Annotated in this window: 25 protein-coding genes; 14 read left to right on the top strand and 11 right to left on the bottom strand. The window is 52.5% G+C overall.

Translation table 11 applies throughout. The features are described 5' to 3' along the window. Positions 1-53: 53 nt before the first annotated feature. From RC85_RS06655 to RC85_RS06635, 4 genes are all read left to right on the top strand, one after another. Complete coding sequence (locus tag RC85_RS06655) at positions 54-608, top strand: hypothetical protein (protein ID WP_068260203.1); 555 nt, start codon at positions 54-56, stop codon at positions 606-608. 478 nt (positions 609-1,086) lie between these two features. Continuing rightward, complete coding sequence (locus RC85_RS06650; RefSeq protein WP_068260202.1) at positions 1,087-2,178, top strand: UPF0158 family protein; 1,092 nt, start codon at positions 1,087-1,089, stop codon at positions 2,176-2,178. 238 nt (positions 2,179-2,416) lie between these two features. Then, positions 2,417-2,707 (top strand): hypothetical protein, encoded by a 291-nt coding sequence (locus RC85_RS06645; protein ID WP_149752546.1) that lies wholly within the window; start codon positions 2,417-2,419, stop codon positions 2,705-2,707. Between the two features lie 872 nt (positions 2,708-3,579). Beyond that, on the top strand, positions 3,580-3,873 hold the full coding sequence (locus RC85_RS06635) for a hypothetical protein (protein ID WP_068260195.1): 294 nt from the start codon (positions 3,580-3,582) through the stop codon (positions 3,871-3,873). A gap of 21 nt (positions 3,874-3,894) precedes the next feature. On the opposite strand, the gene RC85_RS06630 is transcribed toward RC85_RS06635, so the two are convergent. Next, positions 3,895-4,284, bottom strand: coding sequence for a GxxExxY protein (locus RC85_RS06630; RefSeq protein ID WP_068260193.1), 390 nt, complete (start codon positions 4,282-4,284; stop codon positions 3,895-3,897). Positions 4,285-4,372: 88 nt separating this feature from the next. Here RC85_RS06630 and RC85_RS06625 point away from each other — a divergent pair, with 88 nt between their 5' ends. Further along, positions 4,373-4,588, top strand: coding sequence for a hypothetical protein (locus RC85_RS06625; RefSeq protein WP_149752545.1), 216 nt, complete (start codon positions 4,373-4,375; stop codon positions 4,586-4,588). Positions 4,589-4,597: 9 nt separating this feature from the next. Here the strand turns inward: RC85_RS06625 and RC85_RS06620 are convergent, their stop codons facing one another. Continuing rightward, the gene (locus RC85_RS06620) at positions 4,598-4,987 is read right to left on the bottom strand and encodes a nuclear transport factor 2 family protein (protein ID WP_068260188.1); all 390 of its coding nucleotides are present in this window, start codon (positions 4,985-4,987) and stop codon (positions 4,598-4,600) included. Between the two features lie 190 nt (positions 4,988-5,177). Continuing rightward, positions 5,178-5,936, bottom strand: a complete 759-nt coding sequence (locus tag RC85_RS06615) for an SDR family oxidoreductase (RefSeq protein WP_068260186.1) — start codon at positions 5,934-5,936, stop codon at positions 5,178-5,180. Positions 5,937-6,134: 198 nt separating this feature from the next. Here RC85_RS06615 and RC85_RS06610 point away from each other — a divergent pair, with 198 nt between their 5' ends. Both RC85_RS06610 and RC85_RS06605 read left to right on the top strand, forming a co-directional pair. Continuing rightward, positions 6,135-7,028 (top strand): AraC family transcriptional regulator, encoded by an 894-nt coding sequence (locus RC85_RS06610; protein WP_068260185.1) that lies wholly within the window; start codon positions 6,135-6,137, stop codon positions 7,026-7,028. Between the two features lie 303 nt (positions 7,029-7,331). Beyond that, entirely contained in the window at positions 7,332-8,522 is a 1,191-nt protein-coding gene (locus tag RC85_RS06605) for a DNA glycosylase AlkZ-like family protein (protein ID WP_084422406.1), read from the top strand. 221 nt (positions 8,523-8,743) lie between these two features. Here the strand turns inward: RC85_RS06605 and RC85_RS06600 are convergent, their stop codons facing one another. Further along, positions 8,744-9,145, bottom strand: a complete 402-nt coding sequence (locus tag RC85_RS06600; RefSeq protein ID WP_149752544.1) for a hypothetical protein — start codon at positions 9,143-9,145, stop codon at positions 8,744-8,746. Positions 9,146-9,629: 484 nt separating this feature from the next. Here RC85_RS06600 and RC85_RS06595 point away from each other — a divergent pair, with 484 nt between their 5' ends. Genes RC85_RS06595 through RC85_RS26670 form a run of 5 tightly spaced genes read left to right on the top strand, consistent with a single transcriptional unit; the run spans position 9,630 to position 16,270 of the window. Then, on the top strand, positions 9,630-10,802 hold the full coding sequence (locus RC85_RS06595; RefSeq protein ID WP_068260180.1) for a VWA domain-containing protein: 1,173 nt from the start codon (positions 9,630-9,632) through the stop codon (positions 10,800-10,802). Further along, a complete protein-coding gene (locus RC85_RS06590) occupies positions 10,799-12,907 on the top strand; it encodes a hypothetical protein (protein ID WP_068260177.1) in 2,109 nt (702 codons plus the stop codon). Before RC85_RS06595 ends, RC85_RS06590 begins: the two co-directional genes overlap by 4 nt. Beyond that, positions 12,904-15,339: an Hsp70 family protein gene (locus tag RC85_RS06585; protein WP_068260174.1), complete on the top strand. Its 2,436-nt coding sequence runs from the start codon at positions 12,904-12,906 to the stop codon at positions 15,337-15,339. The genes RC85_RS06590 and RC85_RS06585 overlap by 4 nt, the downstream gene beginning before the upstream one ends. Further along, positions 15,336-15,644 carry a hypothetical protein gene (locus RC85_RS06580; RefSeq protein ID WP_149752543.1) on the top strand — a complete coding sequence of 103 codons (309 nt, stop codon included), beginning with the start codon at positions 15,336-15,338 and terminating at the stop codon, positions 15,642-15,644. Before RC85_RS06585 ends, RC85_RS06580 begins: the two co-directional genes overlap by 4 nt. Beyond that, complete coding sequence (locus tag RC85_RS26670) at positions 15,644-16,270, top strand: hypothetical protein (protein WP_149752542.1); 627 nt, start codon at positions 15,644-15,646, stop codon at positions 16,268-16,270. The genes RC85_RS06580 and RC85_RS26670 overlap by 1 nt, the downstream gene beginning before the upstream one ends. Positions 16,271-16,745: 475 nt before the next feature. On the opposite strand, the gene RC85_RS06570 is transcribed toward RC85_RS26670, so the two are convergent. The 5 genes from RC85_RS06570 to RC85_RS06550 form a co-directional block, all read right to left on the bottom strand. After that, on the bottom strand, positions 16,746-17,189 hold the full coding sequence (locus tag RC85_RS06570) for a DUF3892 domain-containing protein (protein ID WP_068260167.1): 444 nt from the start codon (positions 17,187-17,189) through the stop codon (positions 16,746-16,748). After that, positions 17,189-17,806 carry a hypothetical protein gene (locus RC85_RS06565; protein WP_068260163.1) on the bottom strand — a complete coding sequence of 206 codons (618 nt, stop codon included), beginning with the start codon at positions 17,804-17,806 and terminating at the stop codon, positions 17,189-17,191. Before RC85_RS06565 ends, RC85_RS06570 begins: the two co-directional genes overlap by 1 nt. Continuing rightward, complete coding sequence (locus tag RC85_RS06560) at positions 17,803-18,216, bottom strand: HNH endonuclease (RefSeq protein WP_068260161.1); 414 nt, start codon at positions 18,214-18,216, stop codon at positions 17,803-17,805. The genes RC85_RS06565 and RC85_RS06560 overlap by 4 nt, the downstream gene beginning before the upstream one ends. Then, on the bottom strand, positions 18,213-18,461 hold the full coding sequence (locus RC85_RS06555; RefSeq protein WP_068260160.1) for a hypothetical protein: 249 nt from the start codon (positions 18,459-18,461) through the stop codon (positions 18,213-18,215). The genes RC85_RS06560 and RC85_RS06555 overlap by 4 nt, the downstream gene beginning before the upstream one ends. A gap of 385 nt (positions 18,462-18,846) precedes the next feature. Continuing rightward, a complete protein-coding gene (locus RC85_RS06550) occupies positions 18,847-19,149 on the bottom strand; it encodes a hypothetical protein (RefSeq protein WP_149752540.1) in 303 nt (100 codons plus the stop codon). Positions 19,150-19,492: 343 nt separating this feature from the next. Between RC85_RS06550 and RC85_RS06545 the strand changes: the two genes are divergently transcribed. Both RC85_RS06545 and RC85_RS06540 read left to right on the top strand, forming a co-directional pair. Further along, entirely contained in the window at positions 19,493-19,912 is a 420-nt protein-coding gene (locus RC85_RS06545) for a hypothetical protein (protein WP_149752539.1), read from the top strand. After that, complete coding sequence (locus RC85_RS06540) at positions 19,909-20,646, top strand: DNA alkylation repair protein (protein WP_068260155.1); 738 nt, start codon at positions 19,909-19,911, stop codon at positions 20,644-20,646. The genes RC85_RS06545 and RC85_RS06540 overlap by 4 nt, the downstream gene beginning before the upstream one ends. A gap of 152 nt (positions 20,647-20,798) precedes the next feature. On the opposite strand, the gene RC85_RS06535 is transcribed toward RC85_RS06540, so the two are convergent. Further along, the gene (locus RC85_RS06535) at positions 20,799-21,305 is read right to left on the bottom strand and encodes a GNAT family N-acetyltransferase (RefSeq protein ID WP_068260153.1); all 507 of its coding nucleotides are present in this window, start codon (positions 21,303-21,305) and stop codon (positions 20,799-20,801) included. Then, positions 21,298-21,579 (bottom strand): type II toxin-antitoxin system TacA family antitoxin, encoded by a 282-nt coding sequence (locus tag RC85_RS06530; RefSeq protein WP_068260152.1) that lies wholly within the window; start codon positions 21,577-21,579, stop codon positions 21,298-21,300. The genes RC85_RS06535 and RC85_RS06530 overlap by 8 nt, the downstream gene beginning before the upstream one ends. Positions 21,580-21,593: the final 14 nt, after the last annotated feature.

The following is a 21,593-nucleotide window of genomic DNA, read 5'->3' as shown; positions in this document are numbered from 1 at the left end:
ATTTGCCTTTTCGCTGGCAACCTTTTTTTGACGTTCCGAGGACAATCCAAACCATGGGAATCACAATCCACTATCGCGGGACGATGGATGACATCATCCAGGTCGAAACGATGGAAAACCGTGTGCTGGATCTGGTCTTTTCGCTTGGCGGTCGGGCAAACCCCTTCGATGAAGCCAGTAAGCAGGCACGTTCCGAACAACACCCGGCCGTCGAGCAAGCCCAGGCTTTCCTGATGACTGCGATGGACTTAGAGAAAGACGACACCAGCAAGTCGTCATTCATCTTGGTTCTTTCGCGAGCGAGCATGGACATCGTCGGCGGACTCGTTCAAGCGACCAGTGACGACCTTGACGACAACATCCACCGAGCCCTCGCCATCACGCAGCTTAAACGCGCTCTGTCTGGTCACGCCTACGCACGAGGAGCGATCTTCGGTCTCCGCAGTGAAGAAGACATCACCCAAGAACAGTCCGGGGAATTTCATCGTCAACTTGAATCGTTAATCACGACAATCCACGAACTCGCCAAGACGGCCTGGTCACAGGGTGACTGTGGGGTGATGAAAATGTGTTGTTGTCGACTTGTAGCAACCCGACAAATCCGGTGAGTTCCACAATCGATGTCTTCAAGAGCACCGTTGGTACGACCTACCTTCGTGATCACCTGCATTTTCATCAGGGTCTGCTATCGACCTTTGAAAGTAGGCCGTAGCGAGCCATAGCGAGTTACGGCGGTGCGCAAATTGCCGTAACTCGCTATGGCTCGCTACGGCCTACTTGCTGGCGATCAGGGAAATGTGTCGTTGTTCCAGTTCGTGTTGTCTGCCATCGTCCAGCTTGCCCAATTTGCTGAGTTGCAATGATTTTCATCAGGCCAGGGTGACTGACCACACAAATTGGTGTTGCTTAGTGTCAATGAGTATTCTTCCAACTACCGCAAACTGGAACACTCATCTTCGCTAATCGCACACTAATCACTTTTCGCCTACCTAGCTGGTTGCGTGTGGGGGATACAAATGTGAAATTGTCATCATCAAGCTGGTGTGCCATGACGGTGCATGCGATTTTCAAAATGCAAATCAGATTATGAACAAACTAAAGATCAAGTGGACGGATTTAGAGACCGCTTTCGAGAAGATGGGCGGGGATTTCGCGTTTATGAACGAAATTTCAAACTACTTCGACAAGGAAACGGGACAAGTGATCGTCGTGGACGAGACGGTCAGCGATGCGATGGAGGCCATCATGGAGGATCTGGGAGAAGCGGAGATCGAAGGAGCCGATTGGACCGACCAAGACGTGTGCCGCACTCCCACCTACGAAGAGCTTTCGGACTGGATGAAGCCTGCCGTGCTGTCGGCCATCCAACTCGAATACGGAGCCAACGTCGCTCGCTTTGAATCTATTCCGCAGTTCGAGTCGCACGATAGCTTCGAGTGGATGGAAGCGTTTGTCGAAACGGTTCGGGACGATGCAGTGCGGAAAAAACTTGCCTCGGCGCTGCAGCAACGAAAGCCTTTTCGGAAGTTTCGTGATGCGATGGAAAGTGACCGTCGTTTGCAACAACAATGGCGATCGTTCGAGTCCGCTCGCCAGCGCGAAGCCATCATCGAGTGGCTCGGCAACATCGACGTTGAACCACTCAATCCCACCGAATCCACCTACGATCCGCCACCGCTGCCGGACTTGCGAAAGATCATGTTCGCCGAGGTGCGGCGGTTCGTTCGTTTCGCCCGCGACATTCCTGGCGTTGTGCAGATCGCGTTGATCGGATCCCTGACAACGGACAAGGAGTTCCCCAAAGACATCGACTTGCTCGTCACGATCACCGATAACTGCGACCTCACCGAACTCGCACGATTAGGCCGACAACTCACCGGCCACATGATGGCGCACGGAGCCGGCTCTGACGTATTCCTAGCTGACCAGGCAGGCAACTACCTAGGCCGCACCTGTTCGTGGAAAAAATGCAAGCCCGGCATCCGCCAAAGTTGCGACGCCCATTCATGCGGCGTCCGCCATTTCCTCCACGACGACTTCTCCGCGATCCGCTTGGATAAGAAGACAATCCAGCATGCTCCTGTAACACTGTGGCCAGAGCCAAACGCAAGCGATGGTGTAGCCCCCGACATCGGCGAGCATTTGATCCAGCCTCTGTCACTCGACCCGAAACGGTAGCGATCACGAACAAAGCATGGGAAATCGCCTCAAACGAAATCGACGACAAGGACGAAAGCGATATTGCAAATACTGCAGAAGCACACCGCCCCGAGGCCAGGGGATTTGTCGCCAATGCGAAGCCCGCCCGAAGGCCGAGAATATCAGGCGACGGAGAACTCATCTCGCATTTAAAACGCTCTTCGGCTTCCTAACGCAAAAGAACATTTCCGCCGGGAACATCGAAACGATGAATGCAATGAGCGACATCGAAGACGATGCGTTTCGCTCCTTTTTCGGGTTGGTTCAGGAGATCGCAACGCACCATCCCCGAAAAAAGCGTCGCTGGAAATGGTTGCAAAAGAACAAGCCAGACTTATTGGATCGCATACGCCACAACGAACACTTTGACTGGTTGCTCGACGAGGACGAAAGCATGGAAATCTGGGATCCAGACGAGATCGACCCCGCCAACAGCATTGATCAAATCAACGAGTCGTTCACGGAAATAGCGCATGACGATCAAGAAGAAAACGACATGAACTTTTAGCAGTCGGACGCAGCTAAATTTCAAGGTAGTGGATCTTGTTAAAGATCCATTCAGTGACGGATCTTTAACAAGATCCACTACGGCCATCCCGATGTTTATGATGAGTAGTCGTCCAGCCGTCATCGTGGTTGAGGAAGAGAATTTAACCAGAACGATTTTTGATGACGCCGGCTACGACACCATTCTCCAACGAACCCCAGAGCTGCTGACATGATCCGTGACAATCAAAGCGAATTTTCCAAGCGAACGAACGCTGCGATGAAAGAGACTCGGAAGGTTGTCGTCGACCGTGCTCGAAAACATTACACGCCAATTGTCCTTTAGCGCGACGGCAAAGTCGTCGAGCTCGATCCGTTCTCGCCTGAGTTTGATGAACCGAAAGAAGACTCATCGGAGACAGATGACGAATAGGAGTGGTACTATTCCGGTAACCAACGTCCATCTGGATTTGGTTGTCTTTGCAATTTCCCGAGTCAGAACGTTTCGTGATTTTTCCCGATGATGTGAAGCTCAACGCCATTGAGTAATAACCCTTCAGCAGATTCTCACCTTCATATCCAGCGATCCACTTCTTCGCCGACTGCAACCTAGCCGGACGCTTCATCCGTTTGACTCTAGGCGGCAGCGATTTCTTTTTCCGTTTTCCCATGGTCAGTTTGCGTTCCTGTGACTTAGCCTCTTTCGCACAACGGCTGTTACACACGCTCGCGCTTCTTGCTGCTTTTCCCTAGTTGCTTTGAAATTCGACGCCATCATTCTACCAAATCTCCGTCACCTCAACGCGGTTCGGGTGGCGGCGCGGCCGCCAAGAAACGTCGAAAGCACTGTGCTTTCAACCGCAACAATACGGACAAGACCGTGGCGGCGGTGGTTTGTTCCCGAGCCTGCCTCGCAACCACGAACAAGGCGAACTCGAAAACCAATGGCTTCGTCGTCCCGGCAAACGCTTGCGAGAACTCTGGCCGTTCCCGTCCATGCGAGACATCGTCACGTGGTCGCTCATCGCGTTCTTCGTCCTCTACTTCTTCGGCAAGTTCGCCAAAGCAAAAGTCAATGCATCGTCAATGACCTCTCCGTCAACTTGGCGAACGTCGATGACGAAGTCGAACCGCCAGCATCGAAAGACGCCTCACACTCGGCTCTTCATTAGTGTTCGATTAGCGTAGATTAGTGTTCTCAAAATTCCGTCACCTGTTCCTCGTATGCAAGTCGTCGATGACAAACCGTTTCCATTCCAAGTCACCCTTCTTTCCAAAATTGATCAGGTAGCCGACTTGCTTTTGAGCTATGCGCATGTAGTTGAATAGTTGAGCCTCGTGATCCGAACATAGTTCCTTCAACGCTTTCAACTCCACGACGACTTCTCCAAACACCAGCAAGTCTGGACGATGCTTTGGCGTCAGCAAGTGACCTTTGAAGAAAACGTCCAGCTCGGCCTGTGCGGTGAATGCAATGTTTCGCAGCCCCAGTTCGACTTCCAGTGCTGATTGGTAGATTTCTTCTGCCATGCCGTACCCAAGCTCGTTGTAGACCTCGAACGCGGCACCCATCAAATCGTAACCTTCTTGCTTGAACATCGTTTTATTCTCTTGCCGGTGAATTGTTTTGGAACACTAATCTTCGCTAATCGCACACTAATCTTACTGGACTCGATTGAGGGTGGGCGTGACTGCTGAACACAAGAACCCGTCACGGCCCAGCAGCCCACTGAATTCCTCCACTGTCATCACTGACGCCGGAGTAGCACTGACGTTGACCTGCGAAGTGATGAACTTCAACGTCAACCCAAACCTGAAAGAAGTCGTCTCGGCCGACGTGACGCTCAAGCCGACTCAGTCCGCATCCGGCGACGGCATGAACGGTGGCGGTGGCGGAGCGTGATCTTGACAGCTACTCGGTCTTTGCCTTTTCAATTCTTTCCTTGATCGTCTCGGCATCACCGATCTCGTAGAGACTGATGGAGCCGTCTTGAATTGTGAATATTTGCTGAATGGTAGCATCCGCCAGCACGTTGCCTTCCAGGTCTTTGATGACTTGATGAACCGTCACGACTTCTCGCCCCTCTTCATCGGTCTCGAAATTCAGTGTCTCCAGATCGCATCGAATGTTCTCAAACTGGCTCGTCCAGTACTGACGCACTTCGTCTTGACCGTGAACAAAACCACCATCGAGCCCATTGGCCCATTTAACGTCGGGGTGCATCGTTGAAATGATGGTCTCGATCTCACGCTCATTGAAAGCATCATAGAGACTCTGAAGAAGTTGCTGGTGTTCGCTCATCGCTGGTCGATTGCTTTGCGGATTGTTTGTTGGCAATCACGAACGACTCGCGATGCGATTGTCGATCAATTATCACTAACCCATGACGGAACGGAATCCCATGCAAAATTCGCCCGCCGACACGGTCGCGTTTCGATCGTTGACATCGACAACACCACGCTTCGCCGCGTTCCGAATCCATTGGAACGATCTACCGTGTCGTGTAGCCACCGTTGGCAAAGATGGTTTGGCCGGTGATCCACCAGCCATCGGTAACCAGAAGTCGAATCAGAGGAACGATGTCCTCGATCTTCGTTAAGCCGCCCAGTGCGGAAGCCGACTTGTGATAGGCAACCGCTTCCTCTGATTCCTGGCCATAGAAGAAAGGTGTATCCATCGGACCGGGGCCGACTGCCGTCACCGAAATGCCTCGCGCACCGAACTCTTTGGAAGCCGCTCGCGTGAAGTGTTCGACCGGAGCCTTGGCACCGGCATAGGTTGAATAGAGACCGGTGTAGGCGGCGAGCAACGATGTCACCACCGTACAAATTTTCCCGTTGTCGTTGAGCGACTTGCCCGCTTCACGGAGAAAAAAGTATGCCGCCTTGGAGTTCACCGCGAACATCCTGTCATACTCCTCTTCATCCGTCTCCGCGAACGACTTCTTTAGCACCATGCCGGCGGTGTTGATCGCGATATCGGGAGCACCGAGATTGGACGCGGTTTCTTCAAAGAGTCGAACACACTGGGGCACCTTTGTTAAATCTGCTTGAACGGTGATCACCTTCACGCCTGCCTTCTCCACCTCCGCCATCGTTTTCTCCGCATCGGACTTGCTGGCGTCGCTGTGGTAATGGATCGCCAGCCCCGCGATTCCGCGACCGGCGAAGTCTCGGCTGATCAAACCGCCCAGATTCTTAGCTCCGCCAGCGATGACGACAACCTTGCCTTCAAGATCATGCTTACCCATAATTCGTTCCTCTTGAGATGATAAATTTCGTTTGCCGGTAGGGTTGATTCACCGGTTCACATCGCTCCTGACGTTCTATTTGGCTAGGTTACCGCTTCTCAATTTCGGTCGCTTTCAAATTCTCCGGCAGACGCTCAGGCCGGGGCGACGCAAACACGAGATCAACGCTGCAAAGACAAGCGAACTTGACGGAAAAACATGGACTCAAGGCCAAAACGAATCGGAACAGGCGATCCTCCTTTGGTGGAATATCGTCGCACTCGCTGTTGGAACGGACTTGAATGCTGCTTTTCTCGCGAGTCGATTTCTCGTCCGACGGATTGGACGATTCGAGACGACCGGCATGTGATGATTGTCCATCTCGCGGGCAAGATGTCGGTTTTGGAAACCGAACTCGATGGGCGGTCTGGGAGTCTGGGGCCGGCAACGCCAGGCGAGTTGTGGACGATCCCGTCAGGTTCGCGATACGCAAGTTATGCGCACGGCGATGACATCGAATTTGCGGTTCTCTACCTTCCTAAGAAGCCGCCAACGTCCAAGGCTGAAACGGGAATGACTCCACTGTTCGGATTGAGAGACGAGGTGATGCTTTCGAGTCTTCGACGGATGTCGCAATTGGTCGAAGCCAACGATGACCTGAGTCGCATGGAGGCTGAAACAGTAGCCGATGCGGTCGCCAACCATATCCGCTCGAAATATCAGAAAGCTGATTCCAACGATACGGCTCCGATTCCACCGGTCCATCTAAACGCACTGCAGTCACGCATGATTCGCGAGTATGTTTGGGACCGCCTCTCGCAACCCATATCACTCGGCGACCTTGCCAGCTTGGTTGGATTGACGACTCATGAATTGTTGGCAAGTTTTCGAGAGGTGTTTCAAACGTCACCCGCCCAGTACGTGATCGCCCAGCGAATGCGACGAGCCCAGTGGTTGCTTCTTTACTCGAAATGGGACATCACCCGCATCGCGCTTGAAAGTGGATTTTCCAGCCACAGTCATCTCACTAGCACATTCACAACCAGGATCGGCTATCCGCCGAGTTACTTCCGTAGCGAAGCAAATAAGACACGAGTAAGAGATCGCGGTTGATAAACGCGAGGTGTCGATTCATCACATCGAACGAATTTGATGAGAGTAACGGTGAGAACTCAGCGGTTTTGCCGGGCGAGGAATAGCTTTTTCGCAATTCAGGTATCCTGTACAAAGTGAGGGAACGTCTCGGGCTTCAAAAGGCACTGCGTAGTTCACCGGCTTCGCGGGACAACCTGCTAAACCAGAAGCGGCCTTTTCTTACCTGCTGACCGCAATGGTACACTTACACTTTTTTAACAAGCCTTTCGACACTTTGCGTAGGGTTTTTTTAGAGAATGACTTACATCCAGTTCCGTCGCATTGCCACAAGAAGAACCCAATGCCCCAATTCGGAAAACTCGCTTCAACAAAGGTACAGTCTCGTATCACTGGAAGTTGAATGTTGACGTGCGAGAGGAAGCAGCCATCGAAAGATTGAAGCCTATCGAGTTTCGCCGACGCGTCGTTGCCGGTTCGTTTCCTCAGTTTAATTGTTTGAGCGAAGCGGTCGCGGGCCTGCAATTCATTCAGGCCGATCCGATTCGGTCGCCTGCACGGGCGCAGGATTTGATGCTGCGACAACGAATCGAAGGGTACCAGGCTGGGGACTTGGAGAGGCAATCGCCGGATATCGACGTCGAAGAAGGCTATCTGTTTGCCTACGGATTCATGACGCCGCAAGTTTGGGACGACGTCCGCCAGCGTCCTCTTAAAAAGAAGTTGAGCAAGCTGGAACGTGACGTGCTCGCGGCCGTTGCGGACATGGAGGAAGCCCATCCACGCGGATTGGATGATCGTTTCGCCAAGAAGTCGGTCACCAATGTTTGGGGCGGTAAGTCGCAGCAGACCAAACAGGTTCTCGACAAGCTTCATCACCACGGCTACTTGCGTGTTTGTCGTCGAGAAAACGGCATTCGTGTCTACCAATTCGTCGGCAAACCCGATGAGGAATCCACTGATCCGAGCGAACTGTATCGCCGACTCGCATTAACGACCGCGAATGTGTTTGGGCCGACGACGAAGCGGTTTCTGCTTTCAGAACTTCGCAGCCACAACCACGTTCTTCCGTCGCGCGCTGATCGGTCGGCCGCGATTGATGCATTGGTCGATACCGGTCAACTCACGGAGATCGAAGTCGACGGTGTGACCTACCTTTGGCAATCGTCCAGTTGGCAGTCCGACGACATCCAAGATCGGGTTCGGATCCTGGCCCCGTTTGACCCCTTGGTTCGCGATCGCGACCGTTTTGAGAAACTCTGGGGTTGGACGTATCGCTTCGAGGCCTACGTGCCCGCGGCAAAGCGTGTTCGCGGTTACTACGCCATGCCGGTGTTGTGGCGTGACCAAGTCATCGGCTGGGCCAACGCGACCGTCGTCGATGATCGTCTTAAGATCGAAGTCGGCTTCGTCAACAAACGCCCGCGAGCAAAGGCATTTCGATTGGCGGCGGAAAAAGAGATCATTGCGATGGCAGATTTTCTGAACTTGGAAGTCGGCTCAATCGCATTCTGATTCATCGAAGGTAATTTTGACGCAAAGTCGCAAGAGGCGGAGAGACGCAGAGGACTGGGACAACGCAAATCCGTCGTGAATTGGGCATTCCGAGTTGGTATCAAACGGCGTGAGTGGTTCGGCGTCAGAACGACTAGCACAAGGGTAGCATCCATCCCGGGAGCATTCTCGAAGCTGTAGTCCGGGAACATTTTGAGTCCTTCTTCACTATTGGTCAGCTCTTAGAACGCTGCGATCGCAATCAAGTTGAACATCCGCCCGCCGTATTCGGATTGTTTGCTGACCACGTCCATCGGTGCAGTGATTTCAGTTTGCAAAACGTCGTCGTACATCAATAAACCAACAACAGGCAAACCAGGAACAATCGCCTTGAGCTTCGCGTCGGTTTGCAGGTTTTGGCCCACCGCAGAAGCATTGCCACGTTGAGTCACCGGGGACTTCGGAACAGCACAAGTTTCCGGCAAAGAACCGAGCGTTTGCACGACCGAGACCGGCGGTTTGGCCTCTGCCTCCTGAGCCAATCCGGATGAAGACACCACGGAAAACATCGCAACAGCAAACAAAGCGACAGACAGTCGGATACGCGTATTCAGACTCGGCGAAGGCACCCTCAAGCGATTCATTGATCGTCCCTGGAATGGTTGGCTGTGTAGCGAAAGTCGCCAAGACTTTCGGCCTCTGATTTCATATCTGCGAAAGCCGAAACTCTTGGCGAGTATCGCTACCACCCATTCTATCCGCACAATTTCATGTCGCACACTGTTACAAATACTGTCGGTATCCTCAGAAATAGGCGTCTGACAATGTAGCGGCGACCATCGCTATAAACTGCCGACGCGACCACGGTGAGCTGCTCTACACTTGATGAAGCACTGAGAAACGCCACTGTCGTTGACGCTGGCGTTCGAGAAACAAAGCACATTCGGGCTCGCGTGCGATTCGCAGCGGTTAAGTGAAAAATGAGATCAAACCGCGGCAATTTGATCCATGACTCGTGCGCCCGGCACGGTCCGGAAACTAACGCCTGGGGACTTGCTGCTGGGGGGGCACGGGAAGTATCATCTTTGAACGCATGTCCAGATTAATTGCTTCGATTCTTGCTTTAAAATGCCAACAGCCGAAAATGACAAGACGGGGATTGACGTTGACCGTTTTGCCACGGCCATGCAGAAACCAAACTTCGATGCAGAGTTGTTCTTCCCGCTTGATCGGTCGGCCTGGGTTGGCGACCATTACCAGCTAAACGAATCGGCGCGGAAGAAAGTCGTTAAGAATAGCGGCGTCCGATTCCAGGACACCACGTCGGAGGATGATTCCTCTCGCCCCCGGGAGCAAGTTCAGTGGGACATGTCGCACGTGGTTTCGTCGCTGATGCAGCTCCGGAGTTCACCGGGCATGGAAAGCGTGGTCGTGTCACGAGACTGTGTTCGTTCACGAGACAAAAACAAGGTCGATCGAATCAAGTTCGGCCTGACATGCGACGACGCTTTCGTTGATGAGTCTACTGCTGCGAAAGCGACTCACGCGAATTTTATCAAAGTTATTCATAAGTCAGGGTTTCGAGTTGAACATCCTAAGCAGTTCGACCCAGCGACCGGGATGAACGGTTTGCTTGCTTGGGCGAAAGAGCTGTCGCTCAAGAAGAAGTGGCGTCCGCCTTGGTGGTGGTACTTTATCCCTCTTTTGTTTCTGTTGTTGTGGCTTCGCGGTTGCGACTCTGGGGGGGAATTCATTGGAATTCCCGTTGAGACGAAGAGCTTGGTCATCATTATCGACCAGAGCAGCAGCATGGACCCATACATGCAACAGGTACGCGACGAGGCGAAGCAATTGCTGTCGAGGTGGGAGAACACTTACACTTCGCACTACATCAATGTCATTGCGTACAACGACAACGCCACCAGCGCACTTGGAGATCTTCAGGTGGTGGATCAAAAAACCGCTGACCGGCTTAACGGCTTCTTGGATACGCTTCAAATGAGCGGCGGCACGAAGCTCGAATCCGCAATTGATGTCGCGTCAGAAGAAATTGCTCGCCACGACCGGCCGGTGACAGCAATTGTCCTCACCGATGGCGAAGACAACAGCATTGGTTCGATGCTTCAGCAAATACAAACGGTCAAAGACAAGTTCAACGGCGTTGATGTGACTGTGAAGACTTGTACGCCGCGACTATTCAATGGTGGCGATCCGACCCCAGTGACGCCCGCGGAGAATGGACTGAAGGATTTTGCAACTCAATTTGGCGGTAGCTTCGGCTCAGAAGGGGGCACACCATGACGCAGGAAGGTTCGACGCAATCAAATGCGAAGCAAGACGATGTTGTCAAGCAGATCAATGAAGTTCTGAAGCGGTTTCGTTCCGTTGTCGACTACTTGCAGAAGCAAGAGACCATTCCGAGCTTTCGCACTCTTTGTCAAACGACGCCGGTTGTGAAAGAGGCGTTTGACCGAACCGTTGCGGCTAGATGTAACTCGCGGGTCGAGCAATGGTGTAACGGACGGATCAATTGCGCGATCATTGGATCGAGTGGCAACGGCAAGACGACGATGTTGGATGAGATGTTCCCTGGCCTGTCAAACCGAGGATTGTTGGTAACGGACGTTACTGACACGACATCTCAAGCATTGCATATCAGTTTCGCTGACAAGCCCGAGGAGCTGAACGAAGTTTTTGTAAATTCTTGGAGCCATACCCAAATGGTGTCGTTAATGGAGGACGACGATGTCAAGCGGCAAAACGAAACTGATGGCATCAATGTTGAATTCCTTGAAGATCGCGTTGTGATCGACGGAGGCTCGGCCAATCTGAGAGACATGCAATCGTTCAAGTTCCCACTGAGAACAGAGTTGCGGCCGTTTCCTACAAGTTACCGCGTGCCAACGGACAAGCTTTCGGACAAGCGTTTTGTGCGAGCACTAACGGTCAAGCAACCATCGGATCAGATCGACCGAGGTTCACTTGTTGCCTTCGACGGAAATTCATACAACGCCCTGCAATTACGCGCTGTCGTCAAAGAAGTGCGTTTGAAAGATGGGTACAAAAACATCTTGAGGTGGAGCAAGCGAACACCGCAGGAAGCCATTCGGCTTCAGTTCGTCGACACGCCGGGGATCTCCGTTCAAGGAAGCGAAAAGGACGAGGTGCTTCGTCATTTCCTGGGCAAGAAGAGCAATCACATCGCTTTGCAAATGTGGATGAATGACGAGCTTGACATCGTCGTCCACCTAGTTCTATGCGGTCGCAACTCAGATTTCGCGGAACTATGGCGGACACTGGAAACACACTGCGAACCAGGACAGATGGATGACTTGTCCGAGAGGTTGGTGCTTGCAGTCAACGGCATGAACCGGTACTTCAGCGACAAGAATCTGATCGACAAGTACGAGTCGCCAGACCAAGCGGTATCCGGTGGTGATCACTTCGCCACAACGATTGAGGATAACATCCTTCAAAAGATGAGCCCTCGGGGTCGAATTAAACCAGCAGAAATCTGCTTCTTCGATTCTAAGTCAATCGTTGAAGCGGATAAGCGGCAGCCGTACGGCGACTACTATCGCTCCTGCGAAGCGACCATGCAGAGTTGGACGGAACCCAGCGGCGTTGGCTATGGCACGCTTTCCAGACTCGGGATACTTGAGGGTTTTAAGGAGAATATTTCCGCTTTGGTTGATCCGAAAGATCGCGGACAAGGGCACTTGGTGCGGAAACTCTTTGACCTTGTCGATCGGCGTGGCCCTTATCTGCTCGTTAAGAAGTTTCTGGTCCGAACGAAGGTGTTCGAGGAAGTTGAAAACTTGCTTGAGGCAATCAACACCTACTACGATGAGCAGGGATCGCTCAACCGGCGAGCGGTTTTAGACGCATTGTTGAGATGCCTGCAGTTCATCGACCTTGATGACCCGCAATCACTCGAAAACTTCATTGGCGACAAGATTGACCCGGCCGTCGATCGCATGGATTTTTCTGGTTCAGATCAACGACCAGAGACATGGGGCGCTGAAGCGTTCGAGGAAACTGCCAAACTCTTAAAACGAGAGATCGTTGCAGCGAGCAGTCCGCTCCCAGACATTGCGACGGAGTTCGAGCGGCATTTTGACACTCAGATTGCAAACTGGTCATCGAGGTGGGGTTACGATGATTTGCGGATTCCCGCTCCCAGCGTCAACTCTCCGAACTCTGCCGATTTAATGCGATACTGCCTCAAGTTGCACGCACGCGAGATCATGCTGCGATTGATGGCCGAGCAAGAGTCGACAGGCGATTCAGAAGGGTTCGAGCAAAGTCCAGAAGACCAGAAGCGTATTCTACAGATCATCACGTGGCTCAATGAAGCAAGATCCATGACGAAAACATTGTGCGCTTCCCATGGAGTGAGTCTATGAGTACGAACCAGACTTCAGCGAGCAATGTTTACCAGCTTATCGTGCTTCCCAAGACGGGAACGCAGGTTTGCCGTGGCTTCCCGTTGCCCCCTGCGATGCAGGGCCAATACGCTCAGCTTAGCCAGACAGTCGAGAGGCTCGCAAAGGCACAGTCCGAACACGAAATCGTCGGTTTGGTCGAAGAGCATGCTGCGTGTGATCGAGAGATTACGCACACGCCTTGGGTAGCCATTGACGTCGAAGACTATATCTTCTTTCGCCTCACTCAAGTCGGCAATGAGACTCAGCTCGATTTGATCGTCGACACCATGAGTGGCGCTGGAGCGATGGCGCTTAATAAAGTTCCAATCTCGCTGCAAAAAGGCGTTCCCAAGCTTGGCAAAGCTTTTGGCACCAACTTTCATTTGGCTGATGTGTTCGTCGAAGAACACTTGAAGGCACGCAATGAAATTGGAAGCCTAATCGTTGATTTTGGAAACAGCGGCACCGCGTTCGTCTTCTCGCGTGAAGGGGCCGGTCCACGGGAAGCTCGCTTGATCGAGACAAATAATCCGTTTGACCCAGATTATCAATCTCGACCCGAGGGCGAGAGCAATATCCTGAAGTCGAACATGATCGTGTTGCGAGCTGGAAACGGCGAAACTGAGAATCCTTGGATCGTGCTTGGAACACGGGCGGAGGAACTGATCCAACAGGCACCACTTGCTACATACCTTTATGCGCCCAAGAAGTATGTTCGTCATTGGCCAGAGCATCTCAAGGCTGAAGAGCCGACGATGCCGTTTCAAGGACTACTTGGGCAGCGAGATCGTCTTCGCCCAGTCTTGGATTTTGTGCGAATCACGATGGAACAGATGTTCCAGTATGCGTTGGCGGCTATCACAAACCCGCTGAACACTTCTCACGTCCCAGAGTTCTACCCTCAAATCGCACGGGTCATGCTGACTTATCCGCTGACGTGGCGCAAGGTCGATCAAGAACTGTTTCGGGATCTCGTCGAGAGCATATCGCGACAGTTGTTCGTTCACGAGGACCGTACAAAGTCGCAGTTCACTGTCGAGCTAATTTGTAGCGAGCCGATGGCGGTCGCGGCTTTCGTGCTTTGGGAGAACTTCTTCCACTTTGATACGCACAACTTGAGGATGGCTGCTAGCACGCTAGGGAACACCGATGGAAACGACGAGCTTCGCATGCTCGTCGTCGACATGGGCGGTGGGTCGACCGACATCGCTTGCATTGACATCAAATGGAGCGTTCGCGAGGAAGACGATTCAGTCGACGTGACTTTCAAAATGATTGAGTCGATGCGTTTCAATCGTGCTGGTGATCGGCTTTCACATCTTGTCGCAACAGCGATTAAGCAATTCCTAAAGCAAAAATACTCGATCAACGAAACACTGTCATTCAAGCAGCCGTCACGAAACGCAGCGTTCACTCGAAACAACAAGCGCAAAGCGGTTTCATTCATAGCGGAGCTAGTCGAAAAAGCGAAGATTGCTTTGTCAAGTAACGAAGGGGTATGGAAGCTGGAACCAAGGGACGAACACGAATTGCTCCGTCCTTTCGAGCCGCTTGTCGGCGTCATCGGCGAAGACAAGCTGACCCAAGGTCCGTTCTTAAAGATTGACCATGACACTCTCGAAGATTGGGTCCAAGGTGACAGGCAGTCGTTGGAAACAAACGGCGAGCCAGGCTTCATGGACATATTCCTCTACCTGGACGAGCTCCAAAAGAGTCTGAAAGCGAAAGATCGTGCACCTCACGTCGTCGTCTTAAGCGGGCGATCAACCCGGATGCCATTCATTCGCAATCAAACAGCCAAGCACCTCGGTCTTCCGCTGCATCGGATTCGTACTCTTTCCGAGATTCTTCCTGACAGCTTGAAGCTACATAACCACGAGAATATGGACAAACTTGCGGTTGTCTTAGGGGCGCAGCGTTTTCGATTTGGAGACCACATCCGATTTGTAGCCCTGGAAGATGAACCGATCTTCAATCGTTTCATCGGCACGGTTCGAGAGACGCCCAATGGCTTGAAACTAAATCGTGTTCATGTTGAACCTGGCGATTTGCGACCACGGACGATCACCGTTTCCGTCGACCCCGAAAAGGCAGTTCGCATCGGCCATGCGTTTCGTGCCGACGGGGTAGCGCAAGTGATCGCCAATTTATCAAACAAGTCCCGCACCCACCGTCGCGAAGTCAAAATTGAGTTGCTGGACGATTTCTCCGTCGAGATGAGAGCACACGACGACATTCTGCTGGCGGAGTGGGTTCCGGGAGGAAACGACATCATTGTCGACAACTTCAACGACACTGGTGAAATCGACAGGGAACCTGAGGACTTCATGACCCGAATCCTCACTCGAAATGAGTCCGCTTGGATTCAGGAGGACAAAGATGCGGAAGACGACGAGGGAGATGGGGAATGAACACCAAGTGGCTACTCACCCTGATTTTAGTGCTCGCATTAGTCTCTACATTGTCTAGTACTGCCGCATTGTTCCTAGTGCTAAACGAGCAGGGTGGCGATAAGCAAATTCAAGAAAAAGTTCGAGCGATCGAAGCCGAGTTGGCGAATTCAAGTGAACCAACGCGACAGGGAAACACGCAGGCTGAAGAACTCGCTGGGACACTTAACCTGATCTTCCAGCGGCTCAGCGCTCACGAACAATCGCTCGACAAGTCGGTTCGTGATCTTTCCGACCGCGTGACGCCTCGTCCTCAGAACAATTGATGCGAATAGAGATGGTCATCAACTTCCTCATACTCGCCTGCATCACGAACTCACTCTTGGCACTCGCAATTCTCAGTTTAATTCGCATCTGCAATCACCGGCGAAAGACATTGGCGTTGGTGGTCGAGCGAGAAGATTGGGACAACGAGGTTCTTCGTGTCTTGCGGCGAAGTATATTGAGCTTGGCGGAACCATCATGGTCCCCGCAAGGGCGATACCTTTCTCTTACCACTACCGTCCCTAAAGTGGAGGAAGCGGATCTCAATCTGACCGTGCAAACGCTGCTCGCCCAGGTTGCAAGCGAATGCAAAGCAGCATTCAACGGTGATATCAAACTTGCGAATCTTGAGCGGTTCGTCAAGTCCGTCTATCGTCTTCAAGCACGTTTTGGATTTAACGACACCTTGATGACAGACATATTTGCGATGACCGTGGAGCGAGTCAAAGGCAGCGTTCTGCTAGCGAAAAAGGTCGAACGTGTTGAGCTTGTGAAATCCGGTGCCCGAGTTGACGAAAAAACCATGTGGCCGCTGAACCCAGGACTACGGGTTAAGCAGCCGTATGGAATGATCTTGAAAACGGAATCGGGCGAAGTGTTGAGCCGCGCGAAGGCTCATTGTCATTAGCATGTTTCCAAACGGTTTCTTGGTTGCGTGGTGCCGGACCAGCGGAAGGTGGCACCATTGGAAGTTTGAAGAGTGAAGGGTGAAGTTTGAAAGTTGGCGAAGATCGACGGGGACCTACTCATTCGCGAGTCGCTTGCATTGTGTTGGTGACGCAGCGTGAACTCAGCGCGAGCTTTCAACAAATTCAATTCGTCGATTTGCTCGATGAGTGAATCGAGTTGTTTGCTTTCCTACTCGGATAGCTTGCCGTCTGCGTTTCGAGCCAGTGGCTCGCTAAGTTGCAACTGAGCCTGCGGCGCAAGCTCTCCGCTGGCGAGCGTCTTCAGGCCGGCGGCGCTGACGGAAGCGTGGTCAACTAATTTTCCCGGCGCGATCGAGTTTTGCGTTTCTACTTTCAAATGGCAAATCGGCTACCGAAACGCCTTTGTCGACCTCTGCGAGTCAGTGAGCGCGAACGACGAACCGTGCCAAGCGGCTACATCCGATTTCTGACTCCGACAAACGTGGGCAAGTTTCCGAGATTGTCGCTCTTGATTTCGTTCGCATCGGTTCGCAGAAATTTGCCATCAATACAATGAACCTCTGCACCTTCGCGAAGAGCGCCGGTTTGATCGTCGACGACAGCGGTGATGATGCGTTTGCCTTCGGATAGGTAATGCAGCATGGACTGGCGTGAAATGTCGATTTCCGCTCTTCCGGGCAGACCGAGCGTTGGCTTTCGGCATCGGAAGTAGGTCGCTTTGTTCGATTCGGTCGCGTTGGTTGCAACGATCGCCAGGAACGCATCCCACTGCTGCAATTCACCACTTGCGTCGATCAGCCCACTTCGCTGCATGTCGAGAAACACTTCACCAGACGGTTTGGCGGCGAACGCATCAAACGCTTTATGAAGGTGCTGGTATAGATCTTTCTCGGTCATCAACTTGCTCCATTTGTGTCGAACCGGTCCTCTTGGAAGTTCGGGCGGAATACACCCAGTATACAACTCAAGTCTCGGACCGCTATCTGAATATGTGTTTTCGTTCTCAACTTCGATCCAGGAAACGCGGCTTCACCCTCTTCAAACGCACTCCTGACGGTCTGGAAAGCGAGCTCGGGCTGATTGCCGTCGATTGCAGCCGCATCAGCGATATCCATCGCTTGATCCAAAATGAGGCGATCCAGTTTCCGAGAAAACCCGCCCGCCGCTTCATTGGTAGGAAGCGATGCATTGCGGTTCTGATACGTCGTCGCGACTTTCTCGTAAGTGATTCGCAGCAAATTTTCACAGCCAGGATCAGTCAAGTCGAAACAATTGCCCAGTTGGATTAACGCTCCGATAACTTCTCCATCATCACCAGCCCACTGCCTTGCTCTCTTGGGACCGTATTCCCAAAAGTAAACGCCACCGCCAAGCCAATCGTACTCGTTGCTGCTTGGACGCCATTCCTCGACTCGATGCGTTCCCGCTATGAGACCCCGGACGAAATCAAGAGCTTCTGGGCGGTCAGCAGGGCATCCATGGTAGCCCATCACGATTCTTCCGAACTGATTCATTCGTTGTCCTGGTCAACCCAAACCGAAACTCTTCGACGCTCGAACCAATTGTAGCAGCTTCGTCGTCGGGCTGCGATTTGAATGCCAACATCTGTGACGCCGACAATCACGGTTCCGTTGATCGTCCAGTCGAAGTGTTCTAGCCACGAATCTTGTTGTGGATAAAAAAGACGACACTCTAAACCAGCGTCAGTTGTTCCGTGCGTCCGATTGGACTTGAAACGGCTGTAAGATGAGCAGGCCAAGCACAGGTTGTCGAATTCTGTCTGCCCATCGAGCGAGACGGGGGTGATGTGCTCGATTTCAAAAATCGCAACCGTCAGAGCCTCGTCGGTTTGACAGTAGGCACAGCGGGAGAAGAAGGCGTCCCTTACACGTCGCCGAAGATCGACGGGGACATACTCACTCACGAGTCGCCGACTTCATGTAGGTGACGCAGCGTGAATTCAGCGCGAGCTTTCAACAAATTGAGTTCGTCGATTTGCTCGATGAGTGAATCAAGTTGTTTGGTTTCCTGCTCAGATAACTTGCCGTCCGCGTTTCGAGCCAGTAGCTCGATAAGTTGCGACTGAGCCTCCGGCGCAAGCTTCCCACTGGCGAGCGCCTTCAAGCCAGCGACGCTGACGTTTGGCAAAAGTTCTGTTTTGTTTGACATGCGTTATCTCCCCGCAAAGGCATCTGGTAGGCAATAGGATACCAAGAGCGAGGTCTGCGAATCCACAGGCAATAAGGCAATCTCAGAGTAAGAATTGGAGACTGGGAAGCGAGTCTGGGCGTGAGCGTAGCGGCGACTGTTCAATGAACTATCGCTATTTTGGCAGGATGATGGGTGTTTGCTGCGAATTGCCTTGCCCGCTAGAGCGATTCAGCGACTCGTTGCCTCGTCCACTACCAGGAAGAAGCAGCTACGGATCTTGTTGCGGCTTCAGGAATCCGTGCGAATCCGTGTGGATTCGTGGCTTAGCTCTCGGGCACAAAGGCAGTTCCGAATCTTGTTCAAGTCGAGTTGTTCGACAATTTCGCGAATGACGGCTTGGAACCTACTCTCCATCGCGTGCGTCATCTAAGGTGCGATAGATTTGGACCAGTCGGGTGTGCAACTGAATCTTTTTTCGCTTTTGTTTGATGCGGGCTTCGTCTGTGCAAGTCGCAAGTTGCCGACGTGTTTGCATTAATGTGTCGTAGTAATCCGCGTACCGCTGAAATTTTTCATCAAACGACGGCTCAGTCTTCGTTTGCAGTGTCTTCGCGATCACAGCGTTATAGGCATCGTAGTCGTGCTGTGGAGCGAAGGGCTTCGTATCAGCGAACGCATCGAGGTCGTCAATAGAAATCCGCGTCAATTTTTCGTTTCCGCTGGTCAAATCGAAGTCCTCTTGTTAGTCCGCCACGCATCGCACTCATTGTATCCGGTCCCGTTGATAATCAACAGCACGGCAGCCGAGACGTACCACCGTATCCTCGGGCAACATTCCATGGACCGGCGCGGAATGAACCCGAACGCATCGAACCGATTACAATCAAACTTCAGCATCGCTGTCCTGGTCTCTGGATTCATCTGCTAAAACTTCAATTGCCGGGGACTCAAAACGCCCAATTGGCAGAACCAACGACTGTCGAGGTGTCGTTCAGCGGCGTTCTCAAACATTCTATGATTAATCCCTCTCGGTCAGTCAATGAAGTTCGATGGAAAGCAACGCAAAGTGTTCAAAATGTGGTCAACCTGCGGCTGGCATGTTGGTTGGTCTGGCGAAGTGTGCCTCGTGCTCTGCGGCCGAGCATGCTTCAACGATTCATACGATCGAGGAAGCGGACGAATTTATAGCAGATGCCACGAGAAACCTTCAGAAGTTAGAAGCCTATATTTCGAAGCACCCTGAGATGCCTGAGATACCACAAGGGCTGGAGGCTTTCGCGATGACTCCCCTGACGGCCTACCATAACTTGCAAATGCATCTAGCGGCCTTTAAGTCGCGTCGGATGGCGTTGGTTACAGCGACCGACAGTAAAGAAATGCTTGACTATGAAATCCGTAAGGCGATCGAGGCAGAAGACTTCGAACGTGCCGCCATACTGAAGTCGCGTATTCAAGATCAACAACCATGACGGCGAAGCAGGTTCTTTCGACGCTTCGTGAGGTGGCTCGCGAAGACAAGGCTGCGTTTTTGCCTGGGTTCTTTCAGGCAGTGCCGGGTGGGTACGGCGAGGGTGATCGGTTCTTGGGATGCGTGGTGCCGAACCAGCGGAAGGTGGCTCAGCAGTTTCGTGATTTGTCGCGGGATGAGCTTGTAAAACTGTTTGCTTCGCCTTGGCATGAGTGTCGGCTGACGGGAATGCTGATCCTGGTTGGTCAGTACGAGCGGGCGGCAAAGCCGAAGAATCCTCATCGTGATTTTGAGTGTCGTGACATTGTGGAGTTCTACTTGGCGAACCTCGACGCGGTGAACAATTGGGACATCGTTGACACGACGGCACCGAAGATTCTGGGGGCTTGGCTGATTGAAAACTACGATGAACGCGGCGTTCTCGATCGGTTGGCTGCGAGCGAAGTGTTGTGGGAGCGGCGCGTGGCGGTGTTGGCGACTTTCTTGCTGATCAAGAACGACGAGTTTGAAGAGATCATCGAACTTGCCGAGCGTTTGATGGACGACGGACACGATCTGATGAACAAGGCGATCGGATGGATGCTTCGCGAAATGGGCAAGCGCGATCAGGCTCGACTGGAAGCCTTCTTGAAGAAGCACGCCAAGACGATGCCCCGAACGATGCTTCGCTACTCAATCGAAAAGTTGTCACGGGAAGAACGAACGAAATGGATGAGGGGGAAGTTTGAAGTGTGAGGTGTGAAAGTTGGCGTAGTGGTGGTCCGATGGGTAAGCCACGGATGGACACGGATCTTTACGGATACGGACGCGGTTCACTCAATCCGTGTTTGATCCGTGAGAATCCGTGGCTGAATACACAGAGGTAGTGGATCGCTGTATGACCGACGCTACGAAATGGATTTGCGGATGTCCTTGAGCAACATCATTAGATGAAGATCGTTCGTGGGCGACGATTCAAAATTGAACTTCCTGTAGAAGGCTTGGGCTTGCTTGTCCTTCGCATGAACCAACATCGCCCGCAATCCGCCGATCTCCGACGCTTGCAAGGTTCTTAGGACTGCGTCCTTGAGTAAACCTTTACCTATTCCGTTTCCTTGTTCGGATACGTCAACGGCGAGTCGCGCTAGCAGCATGATCGGGATCGGGTGCTGCGGCAGTCCCTTGGCGACTCGCGTGGTGGCGGTTCTGACTTCGACACTGCCGAAGGCGAGCGAGTAGAAGCCGACGACTCTTTTTCCACGGCAGGCAACGTATGTTCGCGCTGAACCTGATTGATGGTTCGTTCTCGCGAATCGCACCAAGTACTCATTCAGTGAAGCATCGCCACAATCAAAGCCGTCGAGCCGGTGTGATTTCTGTAACGGGACCGGAGCTTCGGGTTTCGGTTCAGTCATCGAAAACGCCCGACTCCAAAAGCAGTTTCCTCATCTCAGGAATCTTTCGGGGCGGTGCATCGAGTGCCTTACAGAGCTTCTTCCATTGCTTCTCGTCCAAACCAAACTGGCTTTGGTCGGCAAGGATCGCTTGAGCCTCCGCGTACGCTTTCTCAAGCACAAAACTGCTCACGGTCGCGCCTGTAGCAATCGCGGCGCGGGAAATCACGTCTTTCTGGTGTTCACTGACGCGAATGTTCAGTCGTGTGGGTTTGCTATCGCTGACGCTTGACATTTTGAGCCTCTGAG

Source organism: Rubripirellula obstinata (genome assembly GCF_001642955.1).
Classification (GTDB): Bacteria; Planctomycetota; Planctomycetia; order Pirellulales; family Pirellulaceae; genus Rubripirellula; species Rubripirellula obstinata.
The sequence above is the reverse complement of the archived record's forward strand: the minus strand, read 5'-3'. Positions and strand labels throughout refer to the sequence as shown.

Coding starts and splice junctions, on each gene's coding strand:
- RC85_RS06655 (WP_068260203.1), top strand. CDS start 54: ATGGGAATCACAATCCACTATCGCGGGACGATGGATGACATCATCCAG.
- RC85_RS06650 (WP_068260202.1), top strand. CDS start 1,087: ATGAACAAACTAAAGATCAAGTGGACGGATTTAGAGACCGCTTTCGAG.
- RC85_RS06645 (WP_149752546.1), top strand. CDS start 2,417: ATGAGCGACATCGAAGACGATGCGTTTCGCTCCTTTTTCGGGTTGGTT.
- RC85_RS06630 (WP_068260193.1), bottom strand. CDS start 4,284: ATGTTCAAGCAAGAAGGTTACGATTTGATGGGTGCCGCGTTCGAGGTC.
- RC85_RS06620 (WP_068260188.1), bottom strand. CDS start 4,987: ATGAGCGAACACCAGCAACTTCTTCAGAGTCTCTATGATGCTTTCAAT.
- RC85_RS06615 (WP_068260186.1), bottom strand. CDS start 5,936: ATGGGTAAGCATGATCTTGAAGGCAAGGTTGTCGTCATCGCTGGCGGA.
- RC85_RS06610 (WP_068260185.1), top strand. CDS start 6,135: ATGGACTCAAGGCCAAAACGAATCGGAACAGGCGATCCTCCTTTGGTG.
- RC85_RS06600 (WP_149752544.1), bottom strand. CDS start 9,145: ATGAATCGCTTGAGGGTGCCTTCGCCGAGTCTGAATACGCGTATCCGA.
- RC85_RS06595 (WP_068260180.1), top strand. CDS start 9,630: ATGCCAACAGCCGAAAATGACAAGACGGGGATTGACGTTGACCGTTTT.
- RC85_RS06590 (WP_068260177.1), top strand. CDS start 10,799: ATGACGCAGGAAGGTTCGACGCAATCAAATGCGAAGCAAGACGATGTT.
- RC85_RS06585 (WP_068260174.1), top strand. CDS start 12,904: ATGAGTACGAACCAGACTTCAGCGAGCAATGTTTACCAGCTTATCGTG.
- RC85_RS06580 (WP_149752543.1), top strand. CDS start 15,336: ATGAACACCAAGTGGCTACTCACCCTGATTTTAGTGCTCGCATTAGTC.
- RC85_RS26670 (WP_149752542.1), top strand. CDS start 15,644: ATGCGAATAGAGATGGTCATCAACTTCCTCATACTCGCCTGCATCACG.
- RC85_RS06570 (WP_068260167.1), bottom strand. CDS start 17,189: ATGACCGAGAAAGATCTATACCAGCACCTTCATAAAGCGTTTGATGCG.
- RC85_RS06565 (WP_068260163.1), bottom strand. CDS start 17,806: ATGAATCAGTTCGGAAGAATCGTGATGGGCTACCATGGATGCCCTGCT.
- RC85_RS06555 (WP_068260160.1), bottom strand. CDS start 18,461: ATGTCAAACAAAACAGAACTTTTGCCAAACGTCAGCGTCGCTGGCTTG.
- RC85_RS06545 (WP_149752539.1), top strand. CDS start 19,493: ATGGAAAGCAACGCAAAGTGTTCAAAATGTGGTCAACCTGCGGCTGGC.
- RC85_RS06540 (WP_068260155.1), top strand. CDS start 19,909: ATGACGGCGAAGCAGGTTCTTTCGACGCTTCGTGAGGTGGCTCGCGAA.
- RC85_RS06535 (WP_068260153.1), bottom strand. CDS start 21,305: ATGACTGAACCGAAACCCGAAGCTCCGGTCCCGTTACAGAAATCACAC.
- RC85_RS06530 (WP_068260152.1), bottom strand. CDS start 21,579: ATGTCAAGCGTCAGCGATAGCAAACCCACACGACTGAACATTCGCGTC.